We start from the raw sequence: 23,588 nt of genomic DNA, 5'->3' as shown, positions 1-23,588 counted from the left end.
GAACTTCCCTTTTACTTTTTATTCAATTTGAATGGTTAGAATGTATCGGTTACACATCCTTTTGATGCCGAAGAAACCATTTTGGCATATTTGTACAAACTGCCCGATTTCACTTTCAGCTCTGGTTGCACCCAAGCCTTTCTTCGTTGTTCCAATTCTTCGTCAGAAATATTCATGTTGATGGTGTTCTTCACGGCATCGATGGTGATTTCATCCCCGTCTTTCACCAAGGCGATACCTCCACCTACTTGGGCTTCTGGGGAAACGTGTCCTACTACGAAACCGTGCGATCCTCCTGAGAATCGTCCATCCGTGATCAAAGCAACATCCTTACCCAATCCGGCACCCATGATGGCGGATGTAGGTTTCAACATTTCGGGCATACCGGGAGCTCCTTTTGGTCCTTCATAACGAATGACCACCACATCGCCTTTTTTGACCTTTCCTGTATGAATACCTTCGTTCACCTCAATTTCACCGTTGAAAACTCTTGCAGTTCCCGTGAAACTCAATCCTTCCTTGCCCGTAATCTTGGCCACAGCACCTTCGGTTGCCAAGTTGCCATACAGAATACGGATGTGTCCTGTTTCCTTAATCGGCTGGTCCAAAGGCCTGATAATATCCTGATCTTCGGCCAAATCGGGAACATCCAACAGGTTTTCAGCCAACGTCCTACCCGTAACGGTCATACAATCGCCATGGAGCATCCCTTTCTTCAACATGTATTTCAACACAGCCGGAACACCGCCAATTTTATGAAGGTCTTCCATCAAATATTTTCCACTGGGCTTCAAATCGGCCAGCAATGGAGTGGATTCGCTGATACGAGTAATATCTTCCAAAGTAAAATCAACCTCCGCAGCGTGGGCAATGGCCATAAAGTGCAATACGGCATTTGTGGATCCACCTAAAACCGTCACTAATCTAAAGGCGTTTTCCAACGCTTTTTTGGTTACGATATCTTTAGGCTTCAAATCCATTTCCAATAGATTCAGAATGGCTTCCCCTGCAGCTTCGCAATCAGCGCCTTTTGCCGCGTTCATAGCAGGAATGGAGGAATTGTGGGGCAATGACATTCCCATGGCCTCAATTGCAGATGCCATGGTATTGGCCGTATACATACCTCCACAGGCACCCGCACCGGGACAAGCCTTGTGGATCACCGCTTTAAATTCAGTTTCATCAATTGTTCCCGCTACTTTTTGGCCATAAGCCTCAAATGCAGAAATGATATCCAATTTCTTATCATTATGGCAACCAGGGGCTATTGTACCTCCATATACCAATATAGAAGGTCTGTTCAATCGTAATTGGGCCATTAGCGCACCTGGCATATTTTTATCACAACCTACAACGGTCACCAATCCATCATAATACATGGCCTGCATTACGGTCTCGATGGAATCTGCAATAATGTCCCTTGATGCCAAGGAATATCTCATCCCTGGAGTTCCGTTGGAAATTCCATCACTAACACCAATGGTATTGAAGATGAGTCCGACCATATTGGAAGCCTCCACTCCACTTTTTACCTCTTTGGCCAATCCGTTCAGGTGCATGTTACAGGGATTACCCTCATAACCTGTACTGGCTATTCCAATAAATGGTTTTTTTAAATCGTCGTCATTGAGCCCTAACGCATGCAACATAGCCTGAGCGGCTGGAAGTGTTGGGTCTTGGGTCACACTTTTACTAAACTTGTTCAGTTCCATTGTCAAATTTCATTCAAATACAGAATTCCGCTGAATTTATACAGAGAATCAAAGATAGATGTTTAAAACCCCTTAGATTTTTAACAGTTATGGCCTGTTTAAATCCATTTGAAACATAAAATATACAAAATTCTGTAATTCAGTTATTTACATCAATTCAAATTCCAATATTCAATTATTTTTCTTTAGAAAGAAAAAGGGCCTGCATCCATTTAGATACAGGCCCTTCTTAGTCAATAGCAAGTCTGTATCACTCCAAATTTGGAATAATAATGACCACTTTGTTGACCAGGTTATTTCTTTTCATGCTTCAATGTTACGAAAAATTCTTCTGGATTCAGATAGAAAAAATTTCTAAAGCAATTTGATAGTAAAAATGTCTCCCGATTTCTTTTGAGCCAAAGTGCAAATGGATTCCTCGGAAAGTTGAAGAATCCTTGGGTAACCACCCGTGGTCTGCCCGTCTTTCATCAAAATGATCAAACGGCCTGCGGGAGTCAATTGTACAGTCCCCGGTAAAGTACCCGAGGTAAGCATGGAATGGGCATGGCCTTCTATCAATTCGGATAATTGGTATGCCATCCTATTATTTTCTTTGGAAACGGTAAATGTTTTGGTGAATATTTCAGAGAGCTGAGAATCGTTCAGCAATTCAAATTCCGGGCCTTTGTACACTTCCAAATAATCCTTTAGAAAATGATCGTCAATCTTTACTTCAGAAATTAGGGGTTTAAAAGAGATGTTCTTGTCGTAAAGCACCTCATCTCCATCCTTAAGTCTTTTCGTTTTGGTGACGGGAACAAACTGGGAGCGGCTTCCCAAAACCTTTTCAGTCTGGAATCCGCCTTTTATGGCCAAATAGGCACGAAACCCATTCTCCAAACGTCCGTAGGAAACAATGTCTCCTTTGGTAACTTGCACCACTTGGTAATTTTCTATGGGCTTGTTGTTCAAGGTAGCATGGATATGTGCCCCGGACAAACAGATAAAGGAAGGTTCTTCAAAAAGTAACGTTGGGCCTGTCATGGTAATTTCCATAACAGCCGCATTGGGGGCGTTCGCCAACAATAGATTGGCCTTTTTTACAGAATCCACATCCATGGCACCTGAAACCGGTACGCCAATATCGCGATAACCATACCTGCCTAGGTCCTGAATGGTCACAAAAAATCCTGATTTGAGCACCTTAAGCATGTAGTACCTCTTTTTCGGGTTTGTAAATACCTACCTCGGCCTCTATTTTATGGAGCTCGTATTCGGCCTTTGAAATTTTATGGAATTGGATTTTGTCCCCTACTTTGACAAAACAAGGTTCTTTTATACTTGGATTGAACAACGGTACCGGGCAATTGCCAATGATGTTCCATCCTCCTGGGGATTCCTGTGGATAAATACCCGTTTGTTTTCCTGCCAATCCAACAGAGCCCCTGGCCACTTGCAAACGCGGTTCGGCACGTCTGGGGATTTCCAGAGACTGTGGAAGACCTCCCAAATACATAAACCCGGGCAAAAAGCCTATGCCATAGACCACATATTGATGGGAGGTGTGTTGTTTGATCAACTCTTCTACGGAGAGATTCAATGTTTTGGCTACTTCTTGAATATCGATTCCAAATTCCAGATCGTAACATACCGGAATGGTCCAGAGGTGCTGCACTCGTGTAGATGCCGTTTTTGCCTGTTCGGCATGACATTCCAAAATCATTTTTTGGGTTTCCTCAAAGTCCAAGTGGTCGTTGTTGTAGACCATGGTCAGGGAATTATAGGCAACTGACATTTCCCAACCTGGGATTTTGAGCGCTTTGAAGGCTTCCATAAAATCGAGGATGTCCGCTAAAATGGATTCCTTTACCTCGCTGGGCCATTCCACAAGAACGGCTCGTTCTCCAAAGGGTTTGATGCTGATGGGGTAACTTTTCACTTTTGTATTTGCACCTGTTGATTAGGCAATTCCTGTGAAAGATACATTAATATTTCCAATGCCGAAGCGGTGTCGCCATGCACACAGAGGGTTTTTGCCTCAATTTTGACAAATTCATTATTTACAGCCTTCACTTTATGATTCTTGATAATGGGAAGAATGTGTTCCACAACCAAACTGGGGTTTTCAATAAGGGAATTGGGTAATTTTCGTGAGACCAAACTCAGGTCCGCGTTGTAGTTTCGGTCCGCGAAGGCTTCGTACCATATTTGAAAACCCATCTCCATGGCCAATTCTGCCACAACGGACCCAAATGGCACGTAAAGAATGGCTTCCCCTTTGTAAGTTGAAATAGCTTCCAAATAGGTTTTTGCCAATTCCCCATCCTTAGCCGTTTGATTGTACAAAGCGCCATGAGCCTTAATGTGATGGAGCTGTGCATCTTTTTGATTTAGAATGGTCTGGAAGGTGAACATTTGTTCTTTGATACTTTGTATCAACGCCTGTTTTGAAATATCCAATACCTCTCTTCCAAAGTTCTCTTTATCAGGGTACGATGGATGTGCGCCTATTTTCACTCCATTTTCCATTGCCAAATCTACCACCTCCGACATGCTTTCTTCGGTCCCGGCATGACCGCCACAGGCAATGTTGCACGAACTAATGAAGGGGAAAATCTGGGCCTCGTTGCCTATCCCTTCCCCTACATCACAATTGATATCGATAGAAAATGTTCCCATTTAAATAGTGCCCAAAACTTTCAAGATACTTTTAAATCCCAAGAAAATGGAAAAGGCCACGATGGCCATTCCCAATACATTCTGCAAAATAGTGTTCTTGTTTTCTCCCATAACCGATTTTTTGTTCACCACCCACAATAACAACAATGCCATAATAGGTAATAATACGCCATTGGCAATCTGTGCAAATTGGATGACTTGAATGGGCTTGATGTCAAACGAGAGGAAAATCACTCCGCAGAGCAACACGAAAGTCCAGGTAAATTTGAATTTTTTGTTTTGCATGCCGCCTTCCCATCCAAAACAACTACTGGCCACATAAGCTGCTGCCAACGGAGCTGTAATGGCAGAGGTTACCCCAGCAGCCAAAAGCCCGATGGCCATAAAATAGAGTGCCATTTTTCCAAAAAGCGGTTCTAGGCCTTTGGCCATATCCATGGCATTGTTAATATCGGAAATGGGTGCCGCAGAAGCCGTAATCAAAATGGCCATGGAAACCAGTCCTCCCAAAGCAATGGAAATGATGGTGTCCCATTTGACTATTTTCAAGTCACTTTGTGACTTCCATTTTTCACGGACCAATGATGCATGCAAGAACAGGTTATAAGGCACCACTGTAGTCCCTACCAAGGCAACAACCGTCAATAAACTGTCTTCGGGCAAAGTAGGAATGAACATCCCTTCCAAAATACCGGTCACGGAAGGTTTGGTCATGACCGCACAAATGATAAAACTCACTCCCATTAAGGCTACTAAGCCAACGAAAATCCTTTCCAATATTTTATAGTTGCTGAACCACAACAGTAGAAAAATTCCCAATCCGATCAAAGCCGGAAAAAATGGTCTTAATTGGGGATTGGGGAAAATCTGTTCCAGCCCCAAGGTAGCCCCTCCGATGTTTCCACCTTCATAGGCTGCGTTGCCAACAAGGATTGCTCCCAAAACCACTACAAGAACGATATTCCGTATCCATGAGGTCTGTAATTGTTCTCGAACCACATCCACAAGACCTTTTTGGGTCACCAATCCAATTCTTCCCGCCATTCCCTGTAGCACAATCGTAGCAATAATGGATATCAACAGGGCCCAGATCAGTGCATACCCGAAACGGGCTCCGGCCAAGGTACACATGGCAATGGTACCCGGCCCAACAAAGGCTGCCGCGACCAATACCCCAGGGCCTACTTTTTTCAACATAAACAGGTTGGTTTAGGGTGTTGAATTTAACAGGATATTAGGACAAACCATGTATTTCATCAAAAAAAATGCATTTCGTCTAAAAGTGGGGTGTTTTACATCGACACTTTATACGATTTTAAAAATGGCGAAGTTATAATAGTCCCAAATCGAACTTTGACCTTAAACTTGACAAATACTTATGACATGTAAGGATTGTGAAAAGAGTATTGATTCCCATCAGTATCAGACTTCTTTGGAGTCTTTGGGAATTCACTTATGCGACCGTCATGCACGGCTCATTAAAAAAGTAATTTTAGATAACAACACTCCCATTGAGGCGATACACCTCTTCTATGCCTTAAAGGAAGCGGGGGCGCATCCCATGCTGGAATGGTGGGACGGAAAACGCTCCGTGGACATTGCCATATCACGTGTAAAACTCAACATAGAGATTGATAAGGATTACAACATGATCACCCATGAACAGGCGATCAGTGATCTGGAAGATGCCATGCATTCCTTCAAAAATGGGTTCACCACCATTAGGATCCCCCATTTGGCCATAAAATACTATTTGGAGGAAACGGTTCAGAATATATTGGGAATCATCTCAGGACTCAAAGCGAACATCAAGGCAATTTAATTGCACAGTTGAGGCTTGTTGCTCTTTTTGGTTTCCTTGTATTCCAAAATACTGATGCAAACAGGATGCTCCCCTATGTTCTCCAAATCGTTCACATAGTCTTTACCCCTATTTTCAAAGTATTCGGTATCCCCCGGATCTATTTTGAACATATCGATTTTTCCGTTTCCATACCGGGTGATCACCAAACCCCCTGTTGGGCATACCCAACCATAGTTTGTATTATGCCTTCTGAAAGGAATCCGCTCACCAGGCGAGAGATATAGGTCCCAAAGTTTGACACTTTCGTTTTCAAACACCAGTCTATTGCTTAAAGACTCTGTTATTTCTTGATGCAGCAACTCATCGATCTTCTCCTGTTCCCATGGGTCAAAGTTGCCCACTGGGTTCAATTCCACACATTGCATTCCTCTAAAATTTCAAAAATAGCGGCAAAAGTAATCCATAACCCATTCAAATACAGATCACTGCATCCATTTAACGTATTTTTTACACTTGTTATCCAAAAATGAGTTAGAATTACCAATTTGGTCTTGAAAACCTTAAATTTTTGCCTTTTCAAAAAACAAGCATCAACTCAAGCCTCTGTCTTATTTTTTTCAATAATTTGTAGCGATAAGTTGCATTCCCTTATCGAATTTGACTGAATTCAACTCAAAACCAACTAAACCAATCCCTGATGAAAAAATTCCTTTTTGTACTAGTTGCCCTTATTATTGTGTTGGCCGCTGTCCTGACTTTCAATACCCTTTCACTCTCTTCCAAACAAGTAACACCGGAACCGTTGGAAAAAATGAACTTTCCGGCCAATGCCTATCAGAACCTGTCCGAGGCCATACAGTTTGAGACTATTTCTTTTGGAGAGGATGTCATTCCTGATTCTACGGCTTTTAATGGATTCCATCAATTTTTGAAGGAAACCTATCCGTTGATCCATGAAAACTTATCGCTTGAAAAAATAAGCGAATACAGCCTGCTTTTTAAATGGGAAGGTTCGGATACTTCAAAAAAGCCCATCATCCTGATGTCCCACCAAGATGTGGTTCCTGTGGACCAACCTACCCTAACCGATTGGGAAGCCCCGCCCTTTGCTGGAAAAATCACCGATACCCATATCATTGGCAGGGGTACTTTGGATGATAAAAGCTCATTGATGGCACTAATGGAATCCATAGAAACTTTGTTGACGGAATCCTTCACACCTTCCCAGACCATTTATTTGGCCTTCGGTCATGATGAGGAACTTGGTGGCTCCAATGGAGCTAAAAAAATTGCGGCTTATCTAAAAGAGAAAGGTATCCATGCGGCAATGACTTTGGATGAAGGCGGACTTTTGGCGGAGAACATGGTGCCGGGCTTCGATAAGACCATCGCCATGCTGAACTTGGCAGAAAAAGGGTATGCCTCCTTTAACCTGATCGTGGAAACCAAGGGCGGACACAGTTCCTCGCCTCCAAAAGACAATACTTTGGGTATGTTGGCCCAAGCCATTGTAGATTTGGAAAACAACCAACTCCCATACAAACTCGTAAAACCTATTGATTACCAATTTGAGTATATGGGCTCAGAAATGCCTTTTTTCAAAAAGATGGCATTCGCCAATCCATGGTTGTTTAAAGGACCTGTTTTAAAGGCCTTGAATGCCCATACCACAACGGCCCCAACAATTGTGGAAGGCGGTGTAAAGGACAATGTAATCCCGACAGTGGGAAAGGCTACCATCAATTTTAGGATTTTGCCCGGGGAAACGGTCGCCTCAGTAAAAGAGCATATTGAAAAAACCGTTGGTGACAAGATCAAAGTAGAACTTTCAGGATTTGCTGTTGACCCTTCCCCTGTTTCGGGAATAGATTCAGATGCTTTCAAAAATTTGGAAACGACTATCCGTTCTGTTTTTCCAGATGTGGTGGTAGTTCCCGGTTTGATTGGAGGCGGCACCGATGCCCGTTATTTTTACGACGTTTCGGACGATGTGTATCGCTTTTATCCCATTCGCATCAGTCCAGAGAGTTTTTCCCGTTTCCATGGTATCGATGAAAAAATCAGCAAGGAAAACTATAGGGAGATGGTGGAGTTTTCCTATCAAATGATCAAAAGGTTTCATTAATCTGTTAACCCAACCAACCTTCACGATCTAAGCTCCGGTATTGGATGGCTTCAGAGATATGATTTTCATTTAAATGTTCCAAACCTTCCAAATCGGCAATGGTTCGGGCCACTTTTAAAATACGATCATAGGCCCTTGCGGAAAGGTTCAAACGTTGCATTGCGTTTTTTAAGAGGTTTTTTGATGATGCATTGAGTTTACAGAACTCCCGGATGTGTTTTGTACCCATCTGGGCATTATAGTGCAAATCTTTGATGTCCTTGAACCTTTCGGTCTGAAGGTCTCTGGCGGCCTCTACCCGCCTACGAATTTCCACACTGCTTTCCCCTTTCCTATCATCAGAAAGTTTTTCAAAAGGAACCGGGGTCACTTCAATATGTATATCGATGCGATCCAACAAGGGACCGGAAATTTTGCCCAAATACCGCTGCATTTCTGCAGGAGAAGAAGTGACCGGAGCATCTGGATCATTGAAATACCCACCCGGACTGGGATTCATACTGGCCACCAGCATAAAACTACTCGGATAGGTTACCGTATATTGCGCCCTTGCGATGGTCACCTCCCGATCTTCCATGGGTTGCCGCATCACTTCCAAAACCCTACGTTCAAATTCTGGGAGTTCGTCCAAGAACAATACGCCATTATGCGAAAGCGAAATTTCCCCTGGTTGCGGATAGCCACCGCCACCCACCAAGGCGGCACTTGTTATTGTGTATAATGTGTCATTAAAATTATTGGTGGTTTTTATGCTATTCCCCCTTGTTTCATGGGGTCAAAGAACTTTGCCTTTCAAAATTATTAAAGGGATGCCAGTTATAGAATGCTATGTAAACAAAAAGCCCGCATACCTATTGTTGGACACGGGCGCAAGCATTAGCCTTATTGATAAGAAGGCGGCCAAGAACTGGAACTTTACCACTTATGAGGTCAAGGATGATCCCAAATATCAGACCATAGGCGGTATTGGGGGGCAGCAGGTACCCCACAAATTAAAGGATATTGTAATTGAAGTATCAGGGGAGGATCTAACTGGACTTTTCGAGTATTCCATTGACCTGTCCAACGTTAGAAAACTAAATGGTGTAGTAGGCATTATCGGTACCGACTTCTTCAAAGATGGGTGGGTGATTGATTTTGAGAGGATGGAATTGGTAAATTGACTATATTTAATTGACTCCCCCAGTTAACCAACATCTTTATAAAATGGCTGCGAAAAGTTACAAGGAAATCTATCAAGATTTAGTTTGGCCAGCACTGGCGGGAAATATTATTTGGAGTGTTTTTTCTGTTTTGGTCAAAAACGTTGAAAATCCACAATCTGCAATTTTTAGGTTTGCTGCCTTGATTGCATTGGGGGTATATGTCACCTATACCTACAAAAAGTATGATGAAGGAAGGGGGCATCCATTCGATTATTTTCATGCTGCGGCCATAATTGCATATTCGATAGCTGTTGAATCGAATTCGGACCATATGGGGTGGTACACTTCGATTTTATTTCTTTCGGCTTCATTTGGCCACTGGTGTGGACCTTGGGGAAATGATTGCCTTGTTAAGTGTAAAACTTGGCGACATATTCTAGTTGGAGCAATCTTTATTGTTGGCATTGTTGTTTATTTCGTCATCCCCGATTCTTTTTGCCCACTCCCAAATGCAAGAATTTTCCTTTCCATTCTCACGGTTTTGATTTTGTGGGCTTACCTAAGAAATCGTATTTATTATGAATGGTGGAAGTAATTTAAAAACTGGCGATTGATTCTACTGCCGATACCCTAGAATTTGTACTGTTGATTTCCTCAACCGATACCACGGGATTGGGCAGGCTCATATTGGCTTTTGCCACTTCATAACCCAACCTCTCATAGTCTATAATATTACCGCCATTATAGGATGTACTGCCAGCAATACCGCCCTGTTCCATGAAAGGAACTCCTCCAGTGGAAGTGTTCAATGCCGATAACAAGGGAAGATAGCGGCTCGTGGCCTTTCTGTTCATTATAGCCTCCCCTCCTTCTGCCTCGATAAGGATACCACCACCTGAATGACGCGGGCCACGCAACAACATACCTCTTTCGGCTTTCGGGGGTGCTACGGATTTACCTTTTGAAACCGCCCCTTTTATGGTCGCTATGATACCAGCGACTGAAGCAACAAACCCAGCTATCAAAGGCAAGTTTGCGGGGAACGGGGCTGCTGAGGCCGATTTAGCCGTACCCTTTGCAATATCGGTTGTGGCTTCGGCAGTAGCTATGGCAGCTTTTGAGGTGAACAGACCTAAGTTAAGGGCATGCTCCTTTAGGGCCAATACCTGTTTGGCAATGAGTGCAGCCTTACCTATTGCGGACTCCTGCCCAGCTAGTCCAATTATTGCTTCAAGTGTTTCCTCCCGTGCAGCCACCTTGGATTTTTCCGCTTGGATATCCTTCTTTAGGTTCTCCTGCCTGTATGCATCTTGTATCTCGGCAAGTTGTTGCTGTTTTGATTCTTCCAAGAGTGCCAACAATTCCCCTTTCTGTTGTTCATTTAGCTGGAGGTTTTCCAGTTCCAACTGTTGTGCCTCAAAATCCCTTTGAAGTTTGGCCTCCGCTTTTAATCTTTCATCCTCGATATTTGCAAGGTCTATCTGGTCCCTGAGTTCCTTCTTTTTCTTCTCGAATTCCTGTATTGCGGCCAGCTCCTCATTTCTAAGACTGTTCTGGTTCGCCAACTGTTCGGACTGCTGCCCTGTGATGCGTTCCTCGACCTCCAGCAGTTCATTACGAAGCCGTAGCACCTCGTTCTGTAGTTCTATGTTCCCTCGGTTAAGGCTAAGCTCGTTCTGGGCCGCACGGATCTTTAAATTTATAATGGCCCTTTCTGCGTCAGCTTGTTTTAAAAGCAACTGGCCAAGCTCTTCGTTGGCCGTCTTTCTTTCTTCTAAACTCTTGCTCTCATCATCCCTAAGTTGCCTCAACTGCTCGGCCTGCATCTGGTATTGGAGCATCAACCTTTCTTGTGCTATTATTAGGGCCTCGGTGTTGTTTCTTGCATCGGTCAAGCCTTTGGCCTGTTGAACTACTTCTTTAAGGTCGATGGACCTAATGGCTTCTGCCGTACTTTCTGCAACTTTGTTGCCTATGGTGGCAATTTCATCAACGGCCTCATTAAAATCAACAACGATATTTTGGCTGGCAATGACGGCCTCGGCCCCCAACTCCTTAAGTTTGTCAGTGGTTGACTTGATTCCAGTCTCAAGCTCCTTTATACGGTTTGCATCCTTCCCGCCTAAAAACGATTTTTCCCAGGCAAGCTGTGTTTCTTGGATTCCCAATTTAAGCCCGTAGAATGTAACCTGAATGGGTGTGAGTGCCAATGTGAGAAGGTTCTGCATTACCCTGAAAAGGGCATCAAAACCGCCTGTTGCATCATAGGCAGCCTCTACCCCATCAACAATACTGCCCACAACCTTGTCAAAGATTATGGCCACGGTGTTGAAAGTGGTATTTACAAAGTCCATCACCTTTTGGTTCCTTGTGAAGGCTTCGGAAAGTTTTGCCACTGCTGCAACAATAAGACCGACACCCAAAGCCTTTAGAGCTGCCCCGAATGCCTGTGTGCCTATCTTGGCGGCATTGATGGCCTTGGTATATCCCCCAACGTTCTGTTTTTGCTTTTCTTGGCTATCACTGTTCTTGTTGATGAATTTGGTGTTTTCATCAATCTTTTTGTTGATCTCGGCAATGGCCTTTGCCCCCTCTTCGGTGGATTCGTTTACCTGATTTCGGATTTTTCTAAGCTCGGCGTTGGATTCCTTGGCCTCGTCATTGCTCTTTATCTCCCTTGCCAGTTCTTGGTTGAGCTTTTCATTTGCCCCGCTCACAGCTTGGACCGCCTTAATCTGGTTCTGGTATTCCTTTCTAAGGGTTTTCAGCTTGGCCTCGTTCTCAACATAGGTTTTACTACTTGTATCCCCCTGCTTTTGGCTTTCCTTTTGGGAAACCACAAGATCATCAATGGCCTTCTTTGTGCCTGATAATTCAGTTAAGAGGGCTTTGGTGTCTATTTGAAGTTCGGCTATTTTAATCTTCTCTGCCATAATCAGTTAAAGCGGGTTATTTCAATGAGTTTTGCGGTGGTGGTCGTACTCGTTCGTATGCTGTCCAAGAGGTAATACCGCCCTGTTTGTTTTAGGAAAACAAGTTTGAAGAAGTCAACCGTGGTTAGGTCAATGGGGCTAAGGCTCAGCTCCACCTCAATTTCCTTGTAACTGTCGAGAAGCCAGTTAAAGCGGGTATAATAGTTGTCCAGATAGTACTGGTAGGAGACATTTTCGTAGGATAGGTATGGTACATCACCGTTAAAGTTTTCGTTACTACCTGAATCAAAGAGCCTGTAGGTAATGCTACCATTTACCTTTTTTATCTTGTAGAAGGTGTTGGTGTGAGCTTTCTCCACCACATTACTTTCGCTGTCCTCCTCCCACAGAACCATTTGATATAATGGGGTGAGGATTTTTTTTACCTCTGATTTGGAAATCGTGTTTACACTGGTTACAATGGTTTTTTCAAGGTCGAGGGTTTCATTATCCACCTGAAGGCTACCATTATAGAGTTGTTCAGTTAAATCCCTGTTGTATTTGTATTCAAATAGATTGTTCTGGGCATAGTTGGGAGGGCTGTAACTTTCACTCTTCACCTCAACCAGTTTTTGGGTCCAGTCCATGGCATTTGACATATCGGAAAGAAGATCCTCCATTTGAATAAACCTGATATGGTTGCCCTTCAAATAAGGAATCAGGCAATACCGTTGCATTACATCCTTTACCAGATCCTTTTGTTTGTAGTCTTGGTACATAAGGGCAAAATCTTGGTATTGCCCACCTGTCTGCTCCGATATGGTTACAGTAAGGGTATAGTTTAACTGAAGCTCATAATCTATAGTATCGTTTACGCTGATTGCCGTAACGGTGGCCGTTATGTCATCCCCATTGACAACCTCTACAAAAACGGTTTTGTTTATGGTTCCCCCACTTCCTACAGGTACATTGATTATGGTTATATAGCTAGCATTTTTTCGGAATGAAATTTTTATGCTTCCTGGGGATGCTGATTGAAAACCGTGATCGACCTCTATATCAAGCTTTAGCCTTCCCGTCAAATTTGACCGAATGGCCTTGTTACTGTCCGCTAGGCTCAAATCAGGGTCAATATCAACATCCTCTGTCCAAAAGTGGTCATATGTATGGTAGGTTTCCACAGGATCGATCTCATCCCATGCGATAACCTCACTTACCTCACCTATTGGGTCAGTGGAAATACTGCCTTCCTCAATTGGATAGCCGTTTGTTGGTGCAATAACCTCATCCGTGAAACTTGGAAGCCCTTCATAGGTAAAACCGTTTTGGGTCAAAATACGGTCCATCACGGTGGAAACAAAAAGGGATGGGGCTTGATACTCTATGTTGTATGGGGTTGTATTTGCTGGTCTGTGCCCAAAATCACCAAGGGCATAGATATAGCCCTCCGTATTGGCAAAAGAACCTTCATAAACAGATTCGGTAAGGTTGTGGTTTAGGTCAACCAAGTCCAAATCGCTGATGCTCTTTTCACCCATTGCCTCGGAAAAATTTATAAGCCCGTCGAACAGGTTCAGTTTATATCTGTCGGGTTGTGTTTGGCTCAAATGGACATACCCCTCATTGATTAGCGAAATGTTGCCCTTGAGATAGTTGCAGCCTATCCTTTCATATGGCACCCTTGAGGTGTTCCCCAACGTTCCCACCATGCCCATCAGCCTTTCATTCTTGGCCGTTCTTGGCAGGTCCACTGTGTTGGAAAAAGTGGAGTTCCTTGTACTTATGTCCGCAACTGTGCCCACCTGCAAATTGAGGTTAATATTAGTGTTGCTGTACAGGTCGAGGTCTTCGCCGTTTATGATTAGCCTATCGTTCATTGACCTAATAAGTGATGGTTTTTATCTCCGGCAGAGATATGTTGACCACGGCAACCGACTGCTTTGGTTTATTGTCAAACTGGTAATTTCCCGAAACGGTGACAGGCACCCAATCAGCAACTATATATGGATCTTGGCTGGTGTACATCTCAACGTAGGGCGAGGTGAAAAGGCTCAGAAGGTGCAAACGTTCCTTTTGGTCAAGGGTCGTTCTTAACCTCATCCCTTCATTTGCAGCCTTTCCCATGGTCTGGGTGTCGGCAAAGAAGCCCTCCCCAACATTCTTGAAGTGGTTGGTGGCCAATTCCTGTAGATCCTGAGTGTTAAGGGTATCCCTGTAGAATTGGTCGAACAGCCAAAAGCTGTAGCCTCCCTCGGTGTTGAGCCATTTTAGATAAATGCCGCATTTTCTTGGAACTTTCTTAAGGGTAAGATTGGTTTTGAAACTGTCATCCTCATAGATTTCCAAACGGTTGACTAAATCGGGCAAAGGCAGGAAGGTGGAAGTTGTCCAGTTGGTGGTCGCCTTGTCCACAATGATCTTGAAAGCCCCACTAACTTGGGGATTTATGTCATCACAGGTAACCCCTGTGTTCAGGTTTTTAACGTTGATGCGCTTAGTGGGGGAATAAACAAGCCTTTGGAGTTCAAAGGAGAACGGAAAGCCCTCAAAATAGGTCAGATCATAGTCAACGCCGTTTTTGGTGGAGATGTTCAGTATTTGACAGTTGTTCGTATAATTGGACTGTCCAGCCTGTTTAACGGCCCTGTAAAAATTATGGCTTACAGCCTGAGTTTCGCTAGTGCTGTTATTATAAACCTTTAGGGTGCTGGAAAGGCTGAGATAATGCCCCAAAAGGCTTTGCCCCCATTCCGTTGTAATGGCCTCCCCATGCTCATCCTTGAAACTGTACTGTGAAAACAGAACCTTTACAGCCTCCTTGAAGTTGAAGGTATAGATCCCGTCCAAATCTGGGAAGATGGTAAAAGGGTCTGTAAAGCCTGCAATTATTACCTCGGCCCTGTTGTTTGCGGACAGGCTGGATTCAAACTGTATAAAGCTGTCGTTATAGGCTGGGTATACCCCTGAAGGTTGTTTGTTTATTGTTATGGCCATTGTTTGCTATTCTTGTCCAAGTGCTTTTAGTGTTTGGGTCACCTCCCCGACAAAAAGAGAGGTGTTGAAAACGCTCACCCTGTCAAGTATCTTCTGAATCCGTTGGGGAGTGATAACTGAATCCACAAGGTCAGTGCCTCCTTTTTGGTAGTATTTGGTTCCGTTCTTCGCAATGCTGCGTGCTATTAAAAAGGCAAGGCTTGAAAGGCTTATCATTTCGCCCGTGGCCCTTATCCCCTTTTGAAAGATCCATTGTTCAATTGCTTTTATTGGTGGGGATTTCCCTGGGTTTCTTCCATAAACCAGTTGCTCAGTATATTTTGCGCCCAATAGAACGCCCCCAAGCTCGGTTTTTTGAGTTTCTAGGCTATCTATCCAGTTACCGCTTGATTCCATCCCCAAAGCCTTGTGCTTCGCTATCAGCTCCTTTTTGATTTCCTCCAGTTCCTCCATTATGATTTCGTTACTGGTCATAGGTGGTAGCGGTTAAATTGATAAGGAGACCGTCACAGTTCAGGTCTAAGGCTCGGCTGTTGACTATCTCGGTGTAGCCAATGGATTGAAGGACGAAATTGGAACAATAAAAAGCTGTTTTCAAAGCTGGATAATGGATGGTCTTGATAGGTTCTATATAGTTGGCGTACCTAATACAATAATCCTCACTAAGATTTGAAGGAAGGACCAGCATCAATGAAACCGTATAAGTACTACCTATGGTCTGGCCGTATTCGTTGATGCTCTCATTGCTTTGGACGGAATCGCAGAAGAGATGCACCTTTGTACTGGTGTTGTTCGCGTTCCTTAAATTCTGAAAGGCTGCAAATCCGTAATCAAAGATCCAATCTTGGGCGGTACATAGTTCTTCTAAAAATTGTTTCATGGGCAAAGACTTGTTTTTTGCTTTCTTATTTCAATGTTTTGATCTTGCTCATTTGGTACTGTAGGTCATGCCGGGTGACATTGTGCAAAAGGATCGTGAACACATGGCCATATTGCCATTGCTCAATCTCTTGCGGGGTGGTGTTGAACTGCTCGGCCAATGCTATGGTGGTATTGTATATGCCAAACCTTGCCATCTTCTCGCTGCCCCCAACCATTTCCCATTTAGGATCTGGGTACTGGCTTTGTAATTTCTGCTCGGCCCTGATGATTGTTTCGATCTGGTTCCTTATGCTGTTTACAATCCCAAAAAAGTCAAGGATCTTCATTTTCAGCACTTGCTTTTCCGTGGTGCCTTGGACAGTGGCGACTATCTTTAATAGGTCGGCCTCAAGATTGGTCTTAATATTGTCCACTTCGATTAGGGGCAACTGCATCAACGGAGTAACGGTGTCAACAGATTTTAAATGGCGTAGTAAATAGGTGTACTCGTCAATGGTTTCCTGTGGTTGTCTTAAGAACTGCCCCAGCCTGTAGTTTTTGATTATGCTACCCATTTAAACGGCATTCTTTCTGCGTTGAACCTACTACCCATCCTCTCAAGGAAGAAGTATCTAATCCCGTCTATTCCATGGTTCCAGTCATCAATTGGCACCCCCAAGCTGTTCCCTGTGTTATCCTTTTGATAGCTGTAGTTTTCAAATTCTTTTTGAAGGTTCTCACCTACCACCAAAAATTCATATTCCTGCATAATGCCTATACCTGACAATATTGACCCATGTACCTTTTTAGCTCCTTTTACAGGTATCCCGTAGCCTCTCAACTCGGCAATGGTCTTCGGTTCTGAAGAATCACAGACGGTAAGCCCTTTGGAAATATCCTTGTCTTGGTTTATATGTTTGGCTATGGAGCTATTGAGCATGCCCTTTCGGTAAAGGCTTTCCTCAAGTATAATCTTGTTATCATATGACCAAATCTTGGTCAAGGCTGTGGGGTCGTTGGAAAATCCAAAATCAAGCCCTGCCCCCAAGTATTTGGCTTCTTCTGGAACAGCCGCGAGCTTTTGCCAGTTTTCGAATACCTGCCCTTCGACTATTCCAAGTTCACCAAGGCCCAATACCCTCCATTTGTTCAACCAGAACGGTTTGCCCTCGGTCTCGGCCTTTTCTTTGTACCAAAGGATTGATCTCAATTCGTTGGCAGGGATGTACTCATTATCCTTGTAGGTCAAAATCAAAAAATCGACCCAATCCTGCCCTATGTATTCATCATGCACCCAGAATTTTCTACGAGGGTTATAATCGGTAATGGTAAATTCTGCGGTACGGCCTTCAAGCTCAATGAACGTTTCAATCCTGATATTATCAAGCTCATTGATATATAAGTGGGTTCTACGGCTTCCTAATCGACTATCCTCGCCTTCCACGGCAAAGAACTCCACTACATTGGACCCGAACTGATAGGTTTTATCTGTTCGGTTTATCTTCCATTGGTCCATTATTCCCATATCCTTCAGGATATTCTCAAAATCCCGAATGGCCCCACTCTTGAGGTTTGGGTATGACTGGCCAATTACAGATAAAATGAGGTTGTCCCGCTTGGACATGGCCAGATATATGAATATCAACAGGATGCTAATTGTCTTGCCCGCTCCCTTGCCCCCCTGTATGATCCGTAGGCGGTTCTTCAAGGTGGCTATCTTCCGAAAGGCCGTTGTATGTTGGTATTTGTTGGTCAATTACTTCGTAATCTTTGGGGTTAAGGTCTATGGTAGTGTTGCCATTCAATAGTTGTTCTATTATATCCTTGTCAATGGCATTAGAAGCCTGTATATTGATTGTTGGGCTGTGGCTTATGGAGAGGTTTTGTTTTAACTGGAGATGGGAGTTTTTCCTCTCAAGCCCCCAGAGGTATGGGTATGCATTTTTCTTTTTGTCGTCAAAGGCCCGTTTGGTGAGTTCTACCTTTTGCTTGACCCTGCCAACGTTGAGAACCCTTAGAAACTCCTCTTTTTCCTCTTCAGTCAGGTATTCAAGTTGGCTAATGCTCTTTTCGTGTTCTTGGTTGGGGGACTTGAGAAATTCCCAATAAGATTTAGAAATCCGGTGATTAGGCTCTAGGCTATCATTGACCAGATAGAAGAGATCGAGATCAGTCAATAAGGAAGTATTAATATCACTCAAAACCTCCTTCATCTTTTCAAGCCAAATCTTTCCTTTTCTCATAGTTCTTCAGGCACACATGGGGTTTGGGCAGTGAAGTTGGAACCAGTCCAATATCTTGCATCGGTACCATTAGAAACCCAACCAGCAGGCATATGGGTAGTGCCTGGGCTGTTCACATATATATAGTTGGTTGTGTAGAATGTCCTGCCATCCTGAATATAAAAAGTCGAGGGGGCAGAAGCATAATCCAAACATGCATCTTGACTGTCAACATTTGAATAACCCAAGGTTATTGGGTCAACTGTTACACCTGTTGAGGCAAGCTGTGTTATTTCAATATAATAGTACTGGTCGGCATCTACTGCATATACGGTAATGGTACCAATCCTTGCGCTGCCTCCATTTGAGGTCAAACTAACAGTTATCCCGCTTTGGTTATCCTCACCACTTGACGGGGATACACTTATCCAACTGCTATCATCACTTATTGACCAATTCCCTTCAACTTCAAGGTCAAAGGGAAATGATTGAGCTGGGGAGAAGGTTTCTATTTCCGCAGGGGCACTAACATAGAGGCCCCTATGTATATGGTTATAGGGTACTAGCCTGTTACTTACATATACAGGAAACCCTGTAGTATAAATATAGCTATAGGTTTCTAGTGCTGATTTGGTCAAACACTTTGTACTTGTGGGGATTGTTGTTTTGGCCCTGTAACCTTCATTATCGACCATGTATTTGAGGTCGTTGAAGGTTATCATTGCGTTGGTCGATCTAGCCATTTTTTAGTTGGTTTATCTCTTTTTGCAATTCGGCAACCTTCAAAACCAAAAGGTCGATATAATTAACTGATTTTAGACCTTCAGCATTAGTATTTACCAGTTCTGGATAGGATTTTTCAATTTCTTGGGCTATCACCCCATACCTAAGTTGGTCAGGGGACTCCTTAAAGTTGAATTTTACAAAGTCAGGGGTCAAATACTCAATGTTCTCTTTTAGGCTCTTGTCGGAACTTTCATAAAAAGCTGTTGCATATAATTGACCGCTAGCATTCCTAATCGCCACTGTATTGGCAGTTCCTGACGTGGAACTGTTGAACCCGTCCAAAAGATCTGCGTCAAGACCAGAACCTGTACCATCACTTCCTTCATGCCATAATTTATTCCATTGCCAATCAGATAGTGATTCATTATAATTACCTACATAGAAAATAGAATTGTCCCCGTTTGCTTTCCATAAAGAAAAAGATCTATTATCAGTAGTTCCCCTAACTATCAGCGCATGTCCAAATTCGGTAGGATAATTTGTAGACCCAGTGGTATGGCTTATTGCGACCAATGATTGATCCCCTGTCATAAAGGTTGAAAAATCATTGGCATTTGCAAAAGAAGAACTAGGTGAGAATCTTATATTATTGACATCTATCTGTCCATCAAATGTTTCATCAATATCAGTTCTTGCATAGTTTGCATTCGCTATACCGCCTAAAAGGTCGGCATCAAGACCAGAGCCTGTGCCGTCAACTGTTTTAATTGCAGTTAATAGTTCATTAGGAGTATCGTAGGTTTCATTCTGTAAATACCTCCCATCGCTTTCTGTTTTGGTATAGGCATTTGTAATCCCGTACCCGCTTAATGTGGTTGGTTTACTTGTGATGCTTGTAAATGTGTGGGAGTGGGAAGTACTGGCCTTTCCATCCAAAGCACTTTGAAGATCCCCCTGATCGCTCAATGTTCCAGTGATCTCACCCCAAGAACCTCCACCAGAGCCTCCAACCTCAGCTATGGAGAAAATTACAAGGATCAAGGCACTGATCAATGTATCCTGAGAAAGGTATGAAGAGCCATTAACCGTAAACTCACTGTAATGGGTGGAGTTAAGCAGTTTTTGGCTGGTATCATAGACATTTACAATGCTTAGATGTTCAGTACCTTGGGCAAGCGGTTGGTAAATCTTGCCGTAAGTTGTTCCGTTAAGGCTGAATTTGGTATCTGAGACCGTATTAATTATTGTTGCCATTGGTAATATTGGTTATTTCATCCTTAATCTCCTTTGTGCGGCTCAACAATCGTTTGAATTCTTTCCACAGGTCAACTCCTTTAACAGCATGGTAATTTTCGTTTATGCTCTTTATCTCGATGTAGACAAGTACAAGGCTTGTGACCTTAACTATTAACTGTTCGACCCCGATAATCCCGTGCAGGATATCCCCTAAAATGAACACGTCAAGACAAAAAGAGAGCAGCACGGCAGCCTCATAGAGCAGCACCTTTGAAATGATGGCACTAAGCCCTTTGGATGTGATTTTTTGACCCTGTTTTCTGGCCTTCCAGATACCTGTTAATGTGTCCGCTAAGATGAATGCCCCCACAGTTAATAAAATGCCTTGTACAGGCGCAAAAAACGCCACCAAGGGCAAAATGAAACTCTCCACAGAGGCGAAAACTTTAAAGAAATAATATTTGATACTAGTATCCGAGGTCATTGTTTACAGTATGCGGTATTTGAAATTGCCAAACACTGCATCCTTATACTGTGGTCTGGTGGTAATGTTCTTGGTCTCGGTATCTTCCGGCAGGTGTTTTAGGTATAGTTCAACAAGCTCCCACATATCGCTGGCATCAACTTGGGCCTGTCGGCTTATCTCCTTTATTTTGGCGTAGTGGACAGCTTGGCTGTTCTCCCCTACTCGTTCCTGTATCCCAAAAGCCGTGTGATTTGTGTTGATGTCGTACACATATCTTGAAAAGGCAAATTTTGATACCACCTTTTTTACTCCTGGGTGGGTATACTGGATACCATCCACAATGAAATTGGAGCCAATCATCAAATAAATGAACTCTGGGGCGTTCTTGTTTGAAAGCAGGTCAAAATACAGGCTATTTCCTGCCACTTTCTGAAAGTCCATTTGCCCGCCCTCTATTGCCTTTTCCTGCTTCTGGATGATGTCTACCCTGTTATCGAAGGGCAATTTTTCGTAAAGGATGAACTCCTCAACTGTTATTAACATAAGGATTGATTATTTTGATGGGTTCTAAAGGCTCGTGCCAGTTCTTAAGGACCATGTTAAGTTTTGATATCAAAAGGCTTCGCTCTTCGGTGTAGCTTTCAAAAAGAAATTGCTTTGCTGCCTTGAGAAGTTCACCGGAAGAGCCAAAAAGGCCACTTTCTTGTGGGTTTATCAGTATTTGTGGGATGCGGAATGCCTTGGCAATGTTGGATTCGGCCTTTCTGTCACTATATTCAAATAGTTTATCGTTGGGTTGGCTGTTCAAGGGGGCCAGTAGGAACTGCTTGGCTATATCCTCGACTCCTGCATCACTTTGGAACAGTAGATTATGGCCTGATCCTTGGGCACCTTCAAGTTTTTTGAACTGGCCTATAAATTTTTCGTTTGCCTCATCATTGGATAGTTGCGGCAGTATCAAAAGGTTGTTGTTGAGAAAGCCCTTTTGGGTGTTGTTGGCCCTAAATAATGCGCTGTTTGCTTCTGTGAGCATATCCTGAAGGACAGGGTAGCACATCGGGAGCGCGTAATGGTTGCCATGGTCAAGTTTGACGTGCAAAATCTGGCCATTCCATTTTTGGATTCCCCCAACGCTCTCGATCTGCTTTTCAATTGCCTCTTTGGAACTGTTGTAGGCATGGATCTTGACCGCCTCGCCTTTCTTTCCATTGAATTCTTTGTTATCAAAGTGGTAGAAACCCGAAAAACCAAGATCATCACTTTTACCTTTTCTGATCTTGCCCTGTGGAATGACCTTGATACTGTTTACTTTGAGTTCGCCATTGAATCCCAGCCTGAAATAGATATTGCCCATATCCACCATCTGATCGGCCGCTATGCTAAGTACATCATCAATGCTTCGCTCTTTGTTTAACTGTACCTCTTGACCAGTACCACCCCCTAATATTGCCTTTGCCGCCAATCTGGAAGCGGTCGAGGCCGTGGGTGATTGTGTAATGAGGTCATGGATAAGCTTGGGCAATTGATTGTCAAGCCCGAATGTCCAAATATCATTGCGCTTGTCTTCCTGTATCTCGGTTATGGGGTTCTTATATTCTGTGTAAGTGAGCTTCATCCAAGGATTTTATCAATGAGTTCCTTTTTCTTCATTCCTATCTTAAAATGATCGGGGTACTCCTTTGCCAGTTCATTATACTTTTTGGCCTCCAGTTCTTCCCTTGAAACTTTGTGTTTCCCTTGGCCCAATAATTCCTCCCAATTATCGGGGTATCTGGAAAAAAGTTTTATCCTGCTAGGGGCAACCTTTAAAAATTTAATAGCCAGGTCGTTAGTCATCTGACTGTTTGAAATGGTGCCTGCTTCGCCTATTTTGATTCGGTAATATGGGTTCAACCCCACTAACTCAAAATCTGTTATCATATAAATGGATTTTACTTTTTTGAAGGCTTCAAGAATCTCCCCTTGGCATGAGGTGCAAAACTGTGAACCAAACTCTTTTTGGTGCAGTTCTAGGAGCTGTTTGATGTCCTGCTTTGTTAACTTATCGGAGGGTTTGGATAGAAAGTCGTTCATAATAAAAAAAGGCAGACAGGAAAAACCCGCCTGCCCCAATCAATAACTATAAAAAACCAAAAATTATACAGAGGCAAAAAGGCTGTCAAAGGCCGTTTTGCTGGTCGCGTCATCAGTTTCGTAGAAGGTCATATATAAATATGGCTCCACGGCATTCTCTGGAGTGGTCAGGGTAAAGGTTATTGCCCCACTGTTCTCATCCACATTGTAGATCATCTCGGAGGCTTCCAAACCGTTCTCCCATCCATAGACCTTATACTTATCCTCACCACCATATGGGGTAGCAACCACAACAACATATCTGCCATTGGCCAGCTCTTGTGACCTCTCGGCATTATCGTTTGTTGCAACAAGTAGACGGCCTAGGAAGTTGTGTTTAAAGCCACTTACTGCATCTGTGGAAGGTGCATACTCGGAATTGGTCGAAGCAAGTTGTTTGACGTACTCCAACTTATAACCAGTTGTACCACTGTTGAGCACCAAATCGGTAATCTGTGCCCCAGTTGATGTTGAACTGGTAAGGTCTATATCTTCCTGATTGATCAGGACCGCCTTTGAACTTGCGGCCAAACCCGTTTTTGGGACGGTGGCGCAATCATTTAAAAGGTCGGTGGTCAATTTACTGGTACATGCCATTTTCTAAGTAGGTTA

26 protein-coding genes are annotated in these 23,588 nt (G+C 43.4%); 4 read left to right on the top strand and 22 right to left on the bottom strand.

Going from position 1 to position 23,588, the window contains the following annotated elements:
• Positions 1-35: 35 nt before the first annotated feature.
• From ilvD to LKX84_RS04850, 5 genes are all read right to left on the bottom strand, one after another.
• Entirely contained in the window at positions 36-1,712 is a 1,677-nt protein-coding gene (gene ilvD / locus LKX84_RS04870) for a dihydroxy-acid dehydratase (protein ID WP_228235988.1), read from the bottom strand.
• 354 nt (positions 1,713-2,066) lie between these two features.
• The gene (locus LKX84_RS04865) at positions 2,067-2,906 is read right to left on the bottom strand and encodes a biotin-dependent carboxyltransferase family protein (protein ID WP_228235987.1); all 840 of its coding nucleotides are present in this window, start codon (positions 2,904-2,906) and stop codon (positions 2,067-2,069) included.
• Positions 2,899-3,633 carry a 5-oxoprolinase subunit PxpB gene (gene pxpB / locus LKX84_RS04860; protein ID WP_228235986.1) on the bottom strand — a complete coding sequence of 245 codons (735 nt, stop codon included), beginning with the start codon at positions 3,631-3,633 and terminating at the stop codon, positions 2,899-2,901. The genes LKX84_RS04865 and pxpB overlap by 8 nt, the downstream gene beginning before the upstream one ends.
• Complete coding sequence (gene pxpA, locus LKX84_RS04855) at positions 3,630-4,373, bottom strand: 5-oxoprolinase subunit PxpA (protein ID WP_228235985.1); 744 nt, start codon at positions 4,371-4,373, stop codon at positions 3,630-3,632. The genes pxpB and pxpA overlap by 4 nt, the downstream gene beginning before the upstream one ends.
• Entirely contained in the window at positions 4,374-5,570 is a 1,197-nt protein-coding gene (locus LKX84_RS04850; RefSeq protein WP_228235984.1) for an Nramp family divalent metal transporter, read from the bottom strand.
• A gap of 181 nt (positions 5,571-5,751) precedes the next feature.
• Here LKX84_RS04850 and LKX84_RS04845 point away from each other — a divergent pair, with 181 nt between their 5' ends.
• Positions 5,752-6,195: a hypothetical protein gene (locus LKX84_RS04845; protein ID WP_228235983.1), complete on the top strand. Its 444-nt coding sequence runs from the start codon at positions 5,752-5,754 to the stop codon at positions 6,193-6,195.
• On the opposite strand, the gene LKX84_RS04840 is transcribed toward LKX84_RS04845, so the two are convergent.
• Positions 6,192-6,602: a hypothetical protein gene (locus tag LKX84_RS04840; RefSeq protein ID WP_228235982.1), complete on the bottom strand. Its 411-nt coding sequence runs from the start codon at positions 6,600-6,602 to the stop codon at positions 6,192-6,194. The two genes, LKX84_RS04845 and LKX84_RS04840, sit on opposite strands and share 4 nt — an antisense overlap.
• A 272-nt stretch (positions 6,603-6,874) precedes the next feature.
• Between LKX84_RS04840 and LKX84_RS04835 the strand changes: the two genes are divergently transcribed.
• Entirely contained in the window at positions 6,875-8,302 is a 1,428-nt protein-coding gene (locus LKX84_RS04835; protein ID WP_228235981.1) for a M20 family peptidase, read from the top strand.
• A gap of 4 nt (positions 8,303-8,306) precedes the next feature.
• On the opposite strand, the gene LKX84_RS04830 is transcribed toward LKX84_RS04835, so the two are convergent.
• On the bottom strand, positions 8,307-9,053 hold the full coding sequence (locus LKX84_RS04830) for a YifB family Mg chelatase-like AAA ATPase (protein ID WP_317206458.1): 747 nt from the start codon (positions 9,051-9,053) through the stop codon (positions 8,307-8,309).
• Positions 9,054-9,111: 58 nt separating this feature from the next.
• On the opposite strand from LKX84_RS04830, the gene LKX84_RS04825 reads away from it, so the two are divergent.
• Both LKX84_RS04825 and LKX84_RS04820 read left to right on the top strand, forming a co-directional pair.
• Positions 9,112-9,465: an aspartyl protease family protein gene (locus tag LKX84_RS04825; protein WP_228235980.1), complete on the top strand. Its 354-nt coding sequence runs from the start codon at positions 9,112-9,114 to the stop codon at positions 9,463-9,465.
• Positions 9,466-9,508: 43 nt separating this feature from the next.
• A complete protein-coding gene (locus LKX84_RS04820; RefSeq protein ID WP_228235979.1) occupies positions 9,509-10,042 on the top strand; it encodes a hypothetical protein in 534 nt (177 codons plus the stop codon).
• 1 nt (position 10,043) lies between these two features.
• On the opposite strand, the gene LKX84_RS04815 is transcribed toward LKX84_RS04820, so the two are convergent.
• The 15 genes from LKX84_RS04815 to LKX84_RS04745 form a co-directional block, all read right to left on the bottom strand.
• Entirely contained in the window at positions 10,044-12,380 is a 2,337-nt protein-coding gene (locus LKX84_RS04815; protein ID WP_228235978.1) for a hypothetical protein, read from the bottom strand.
• A 2-nt stretch (positions 12,381-12,382) separates the two neighbouring features.
• A complete protein-coding gene (locus tag LKX84_RS04810) occupies positions 12,383-14,236 on the bottom strand; it encodes a hypothetical protein (RefSeq protein WP_228235977.1) in 1,854 nt (617 codons plus the stop codon).
• A gap of 4 nt (positions 14,237-14,240) precedes the next feature.
• Positions 14,241-15,353 carry a hypothetical protein gene (locus LKX84_RS04805; protein WP_228235976.1) on the bottom strand — a complete coding sequence of 371 codons (1,113 nt, stop codon included), beginning with the start codon at positions 15,351-15,353 and terminating at the stop codon, positions 14,241-14,243.
• Positions 15,354-15,359: 6 nt separating this feature from the next.
• Positions 15,360-15,827, bottom strand: coding sequence for a hypothetical protein (locus LKX84_RS04800; RefSeq protein WP_228235975.1), 468 nt, complete (start codon positions 15,825-15,827; stop codon positions 15,360-15,362).
• Complete coding sequence (locus LKX84_RS04795) at positions 15,817-16,233, bottom strand: hypothetical protein (protein WP_228235974.1); 417 nt, start codon at positions 16,231-16,233, stop codon at positions 15,817-15,819. Before LKX84_RS04795 ends, LKX84_RS04800 begins: the two co-directional genes overlap by 11 nt.
• 25 nt (positions 16,234-16,258) lie before the next feature.
• On the bottom strand, positions 16,259-16,789 hold the full coding sequence (locus LKX84_RS04790; RefSeq protein ID WP_228235973.1) for a hypothetical protein: 531 nt from the start codon (positions 16,787-16,789) through the stop codon (positions 16,259-16,261).
• Complete coding sequence (locus LKX84_RS04785) at positions 16,777-17,859, bottom strand: terminase large subunit (RefSeq protein WP_262909067.1); 1,083 nt, start codon at positions 17,857-17,859, stop codon at positions 16,777-16,779. Before LKX84_RS04785 ends, LKX84_RS04790 begins: the two co-directional genes overlap by 13 nt.
• Before the next feature lie 7 nt (positions 17,860-17,866).
• On the bottom strand, positions 17,867-18,457 hold the full coding sequence (locus LKX84_RS04780; protein WP_228235971.1) for a hypothetical protein: 591 nt from the start codon (positions 18,455-18,457) through the stop codon (positions 17,867-17,869).
• Positions 18,454-19,179 carry a BACON domain-containing protein gene (locus LKX84_RS04775; protein ID WP_228235970.1) on the bottom strand — a complete coding sequence of 242 codons (726 nt, stop codon included), beginning with the start codon at positions 19,177-19,179 and terminating at the stop codon, positions 18,454-18,456. The genes LKX84_RS04780 and LKX84_RS04775 overlap by 4 nt, the downstream gene beginning before the upstream one ends.
• Positions 19,172-20,416 carry a tail fiber domain-containing protein gene (locus LKX84_RS04770; protein WP_228235969.1) on the bottom strand — a complete coding sequence of 415 codons (1,245 nt, stop codon included), beginning with the start codon at positions 20,414-20,416 and terminating at the stop codon, positions 19,172-19,174. The genes LKX84_RS04775 and LKX84_RS04770 overlap by 8 nt, the downstream gene beginning before the upstream one ends.
• Positions 20,400-20,882, bottom strand: a complete 483-nt coding sequence (locus tag LKX84_RS04765) for a phage holin family protein (protein ID WP_228235968.1) — start codon at positions 20,880-20,882, stop codon at positions 20,400-20,402. Before LKX84_RS04765 ends, LKX84_RS04770 begins: the two co-directional genes overlap by 17 nt.
• 3 nt (positions 20,883-20,885) lie before the next feature.
• Positions 20,886-21,407 carry a hypothetical protein gene (locus LKX84_RS04760; RefSeq protein WP_228235967.1) on the bottom strand — a complete coding sequence of 174 codons (522 nt, stop codon included), beginning with the start codon at positions 21,405-21,407 and terminating at the stop codon, positions 20,886-20,888.
• Entirely contained in the window at positions 21,391-22,479 is a 1,089-nt protein-coding gene (locus LKX84_RS04755) for a hypothetical protein (RefSeq protein WP_228235966.1), read from the bottom strand. Before LKX84_RS04755 ends, LKX84_RS04760 begins: the two co-directional genes overlap by 17 nt.
• Positions 22,476-22,937, bottom strand: a complete 462-nt coding sequence (locus tag LKX84_RS04750; protein WP_228235965.1) for a hypothetical protein — start codon at positions 22,935-22,937, stop codon at positions 22,476-22,478. The genes LKX84_RS04755 and LKX84_RS04750 overlap by 4 nt, the downstream gene beginning before the upstream one ends.
• 63 nt (positions 22,938-23,000) lie before the next feature.
• On the bottom strand, positions 23,001-23,573 hold the full coding sequence (locus LKX84_RS04745) for a hypothetical protein (protein ID WP_228235964.1): 573 nt from the start codon (positions 23,571-23,573) through the stop codon (positions 23,001-23,003).
• Positions 23,574-23,588: the final 15 nt, after the last annotated feature.

Source organism: Allomuricauda sp. M10 (assembly GCF_020782875.1).
Taxonomy (GTDB): Bacteria; Bacteroidota; Bacteroidia; order Flavobacteriales; family Flavobacteriaceae; genus Flagellimonas.
This window is presented reverse-complemented; position numbering and strand designations above follow the sequence as displayed.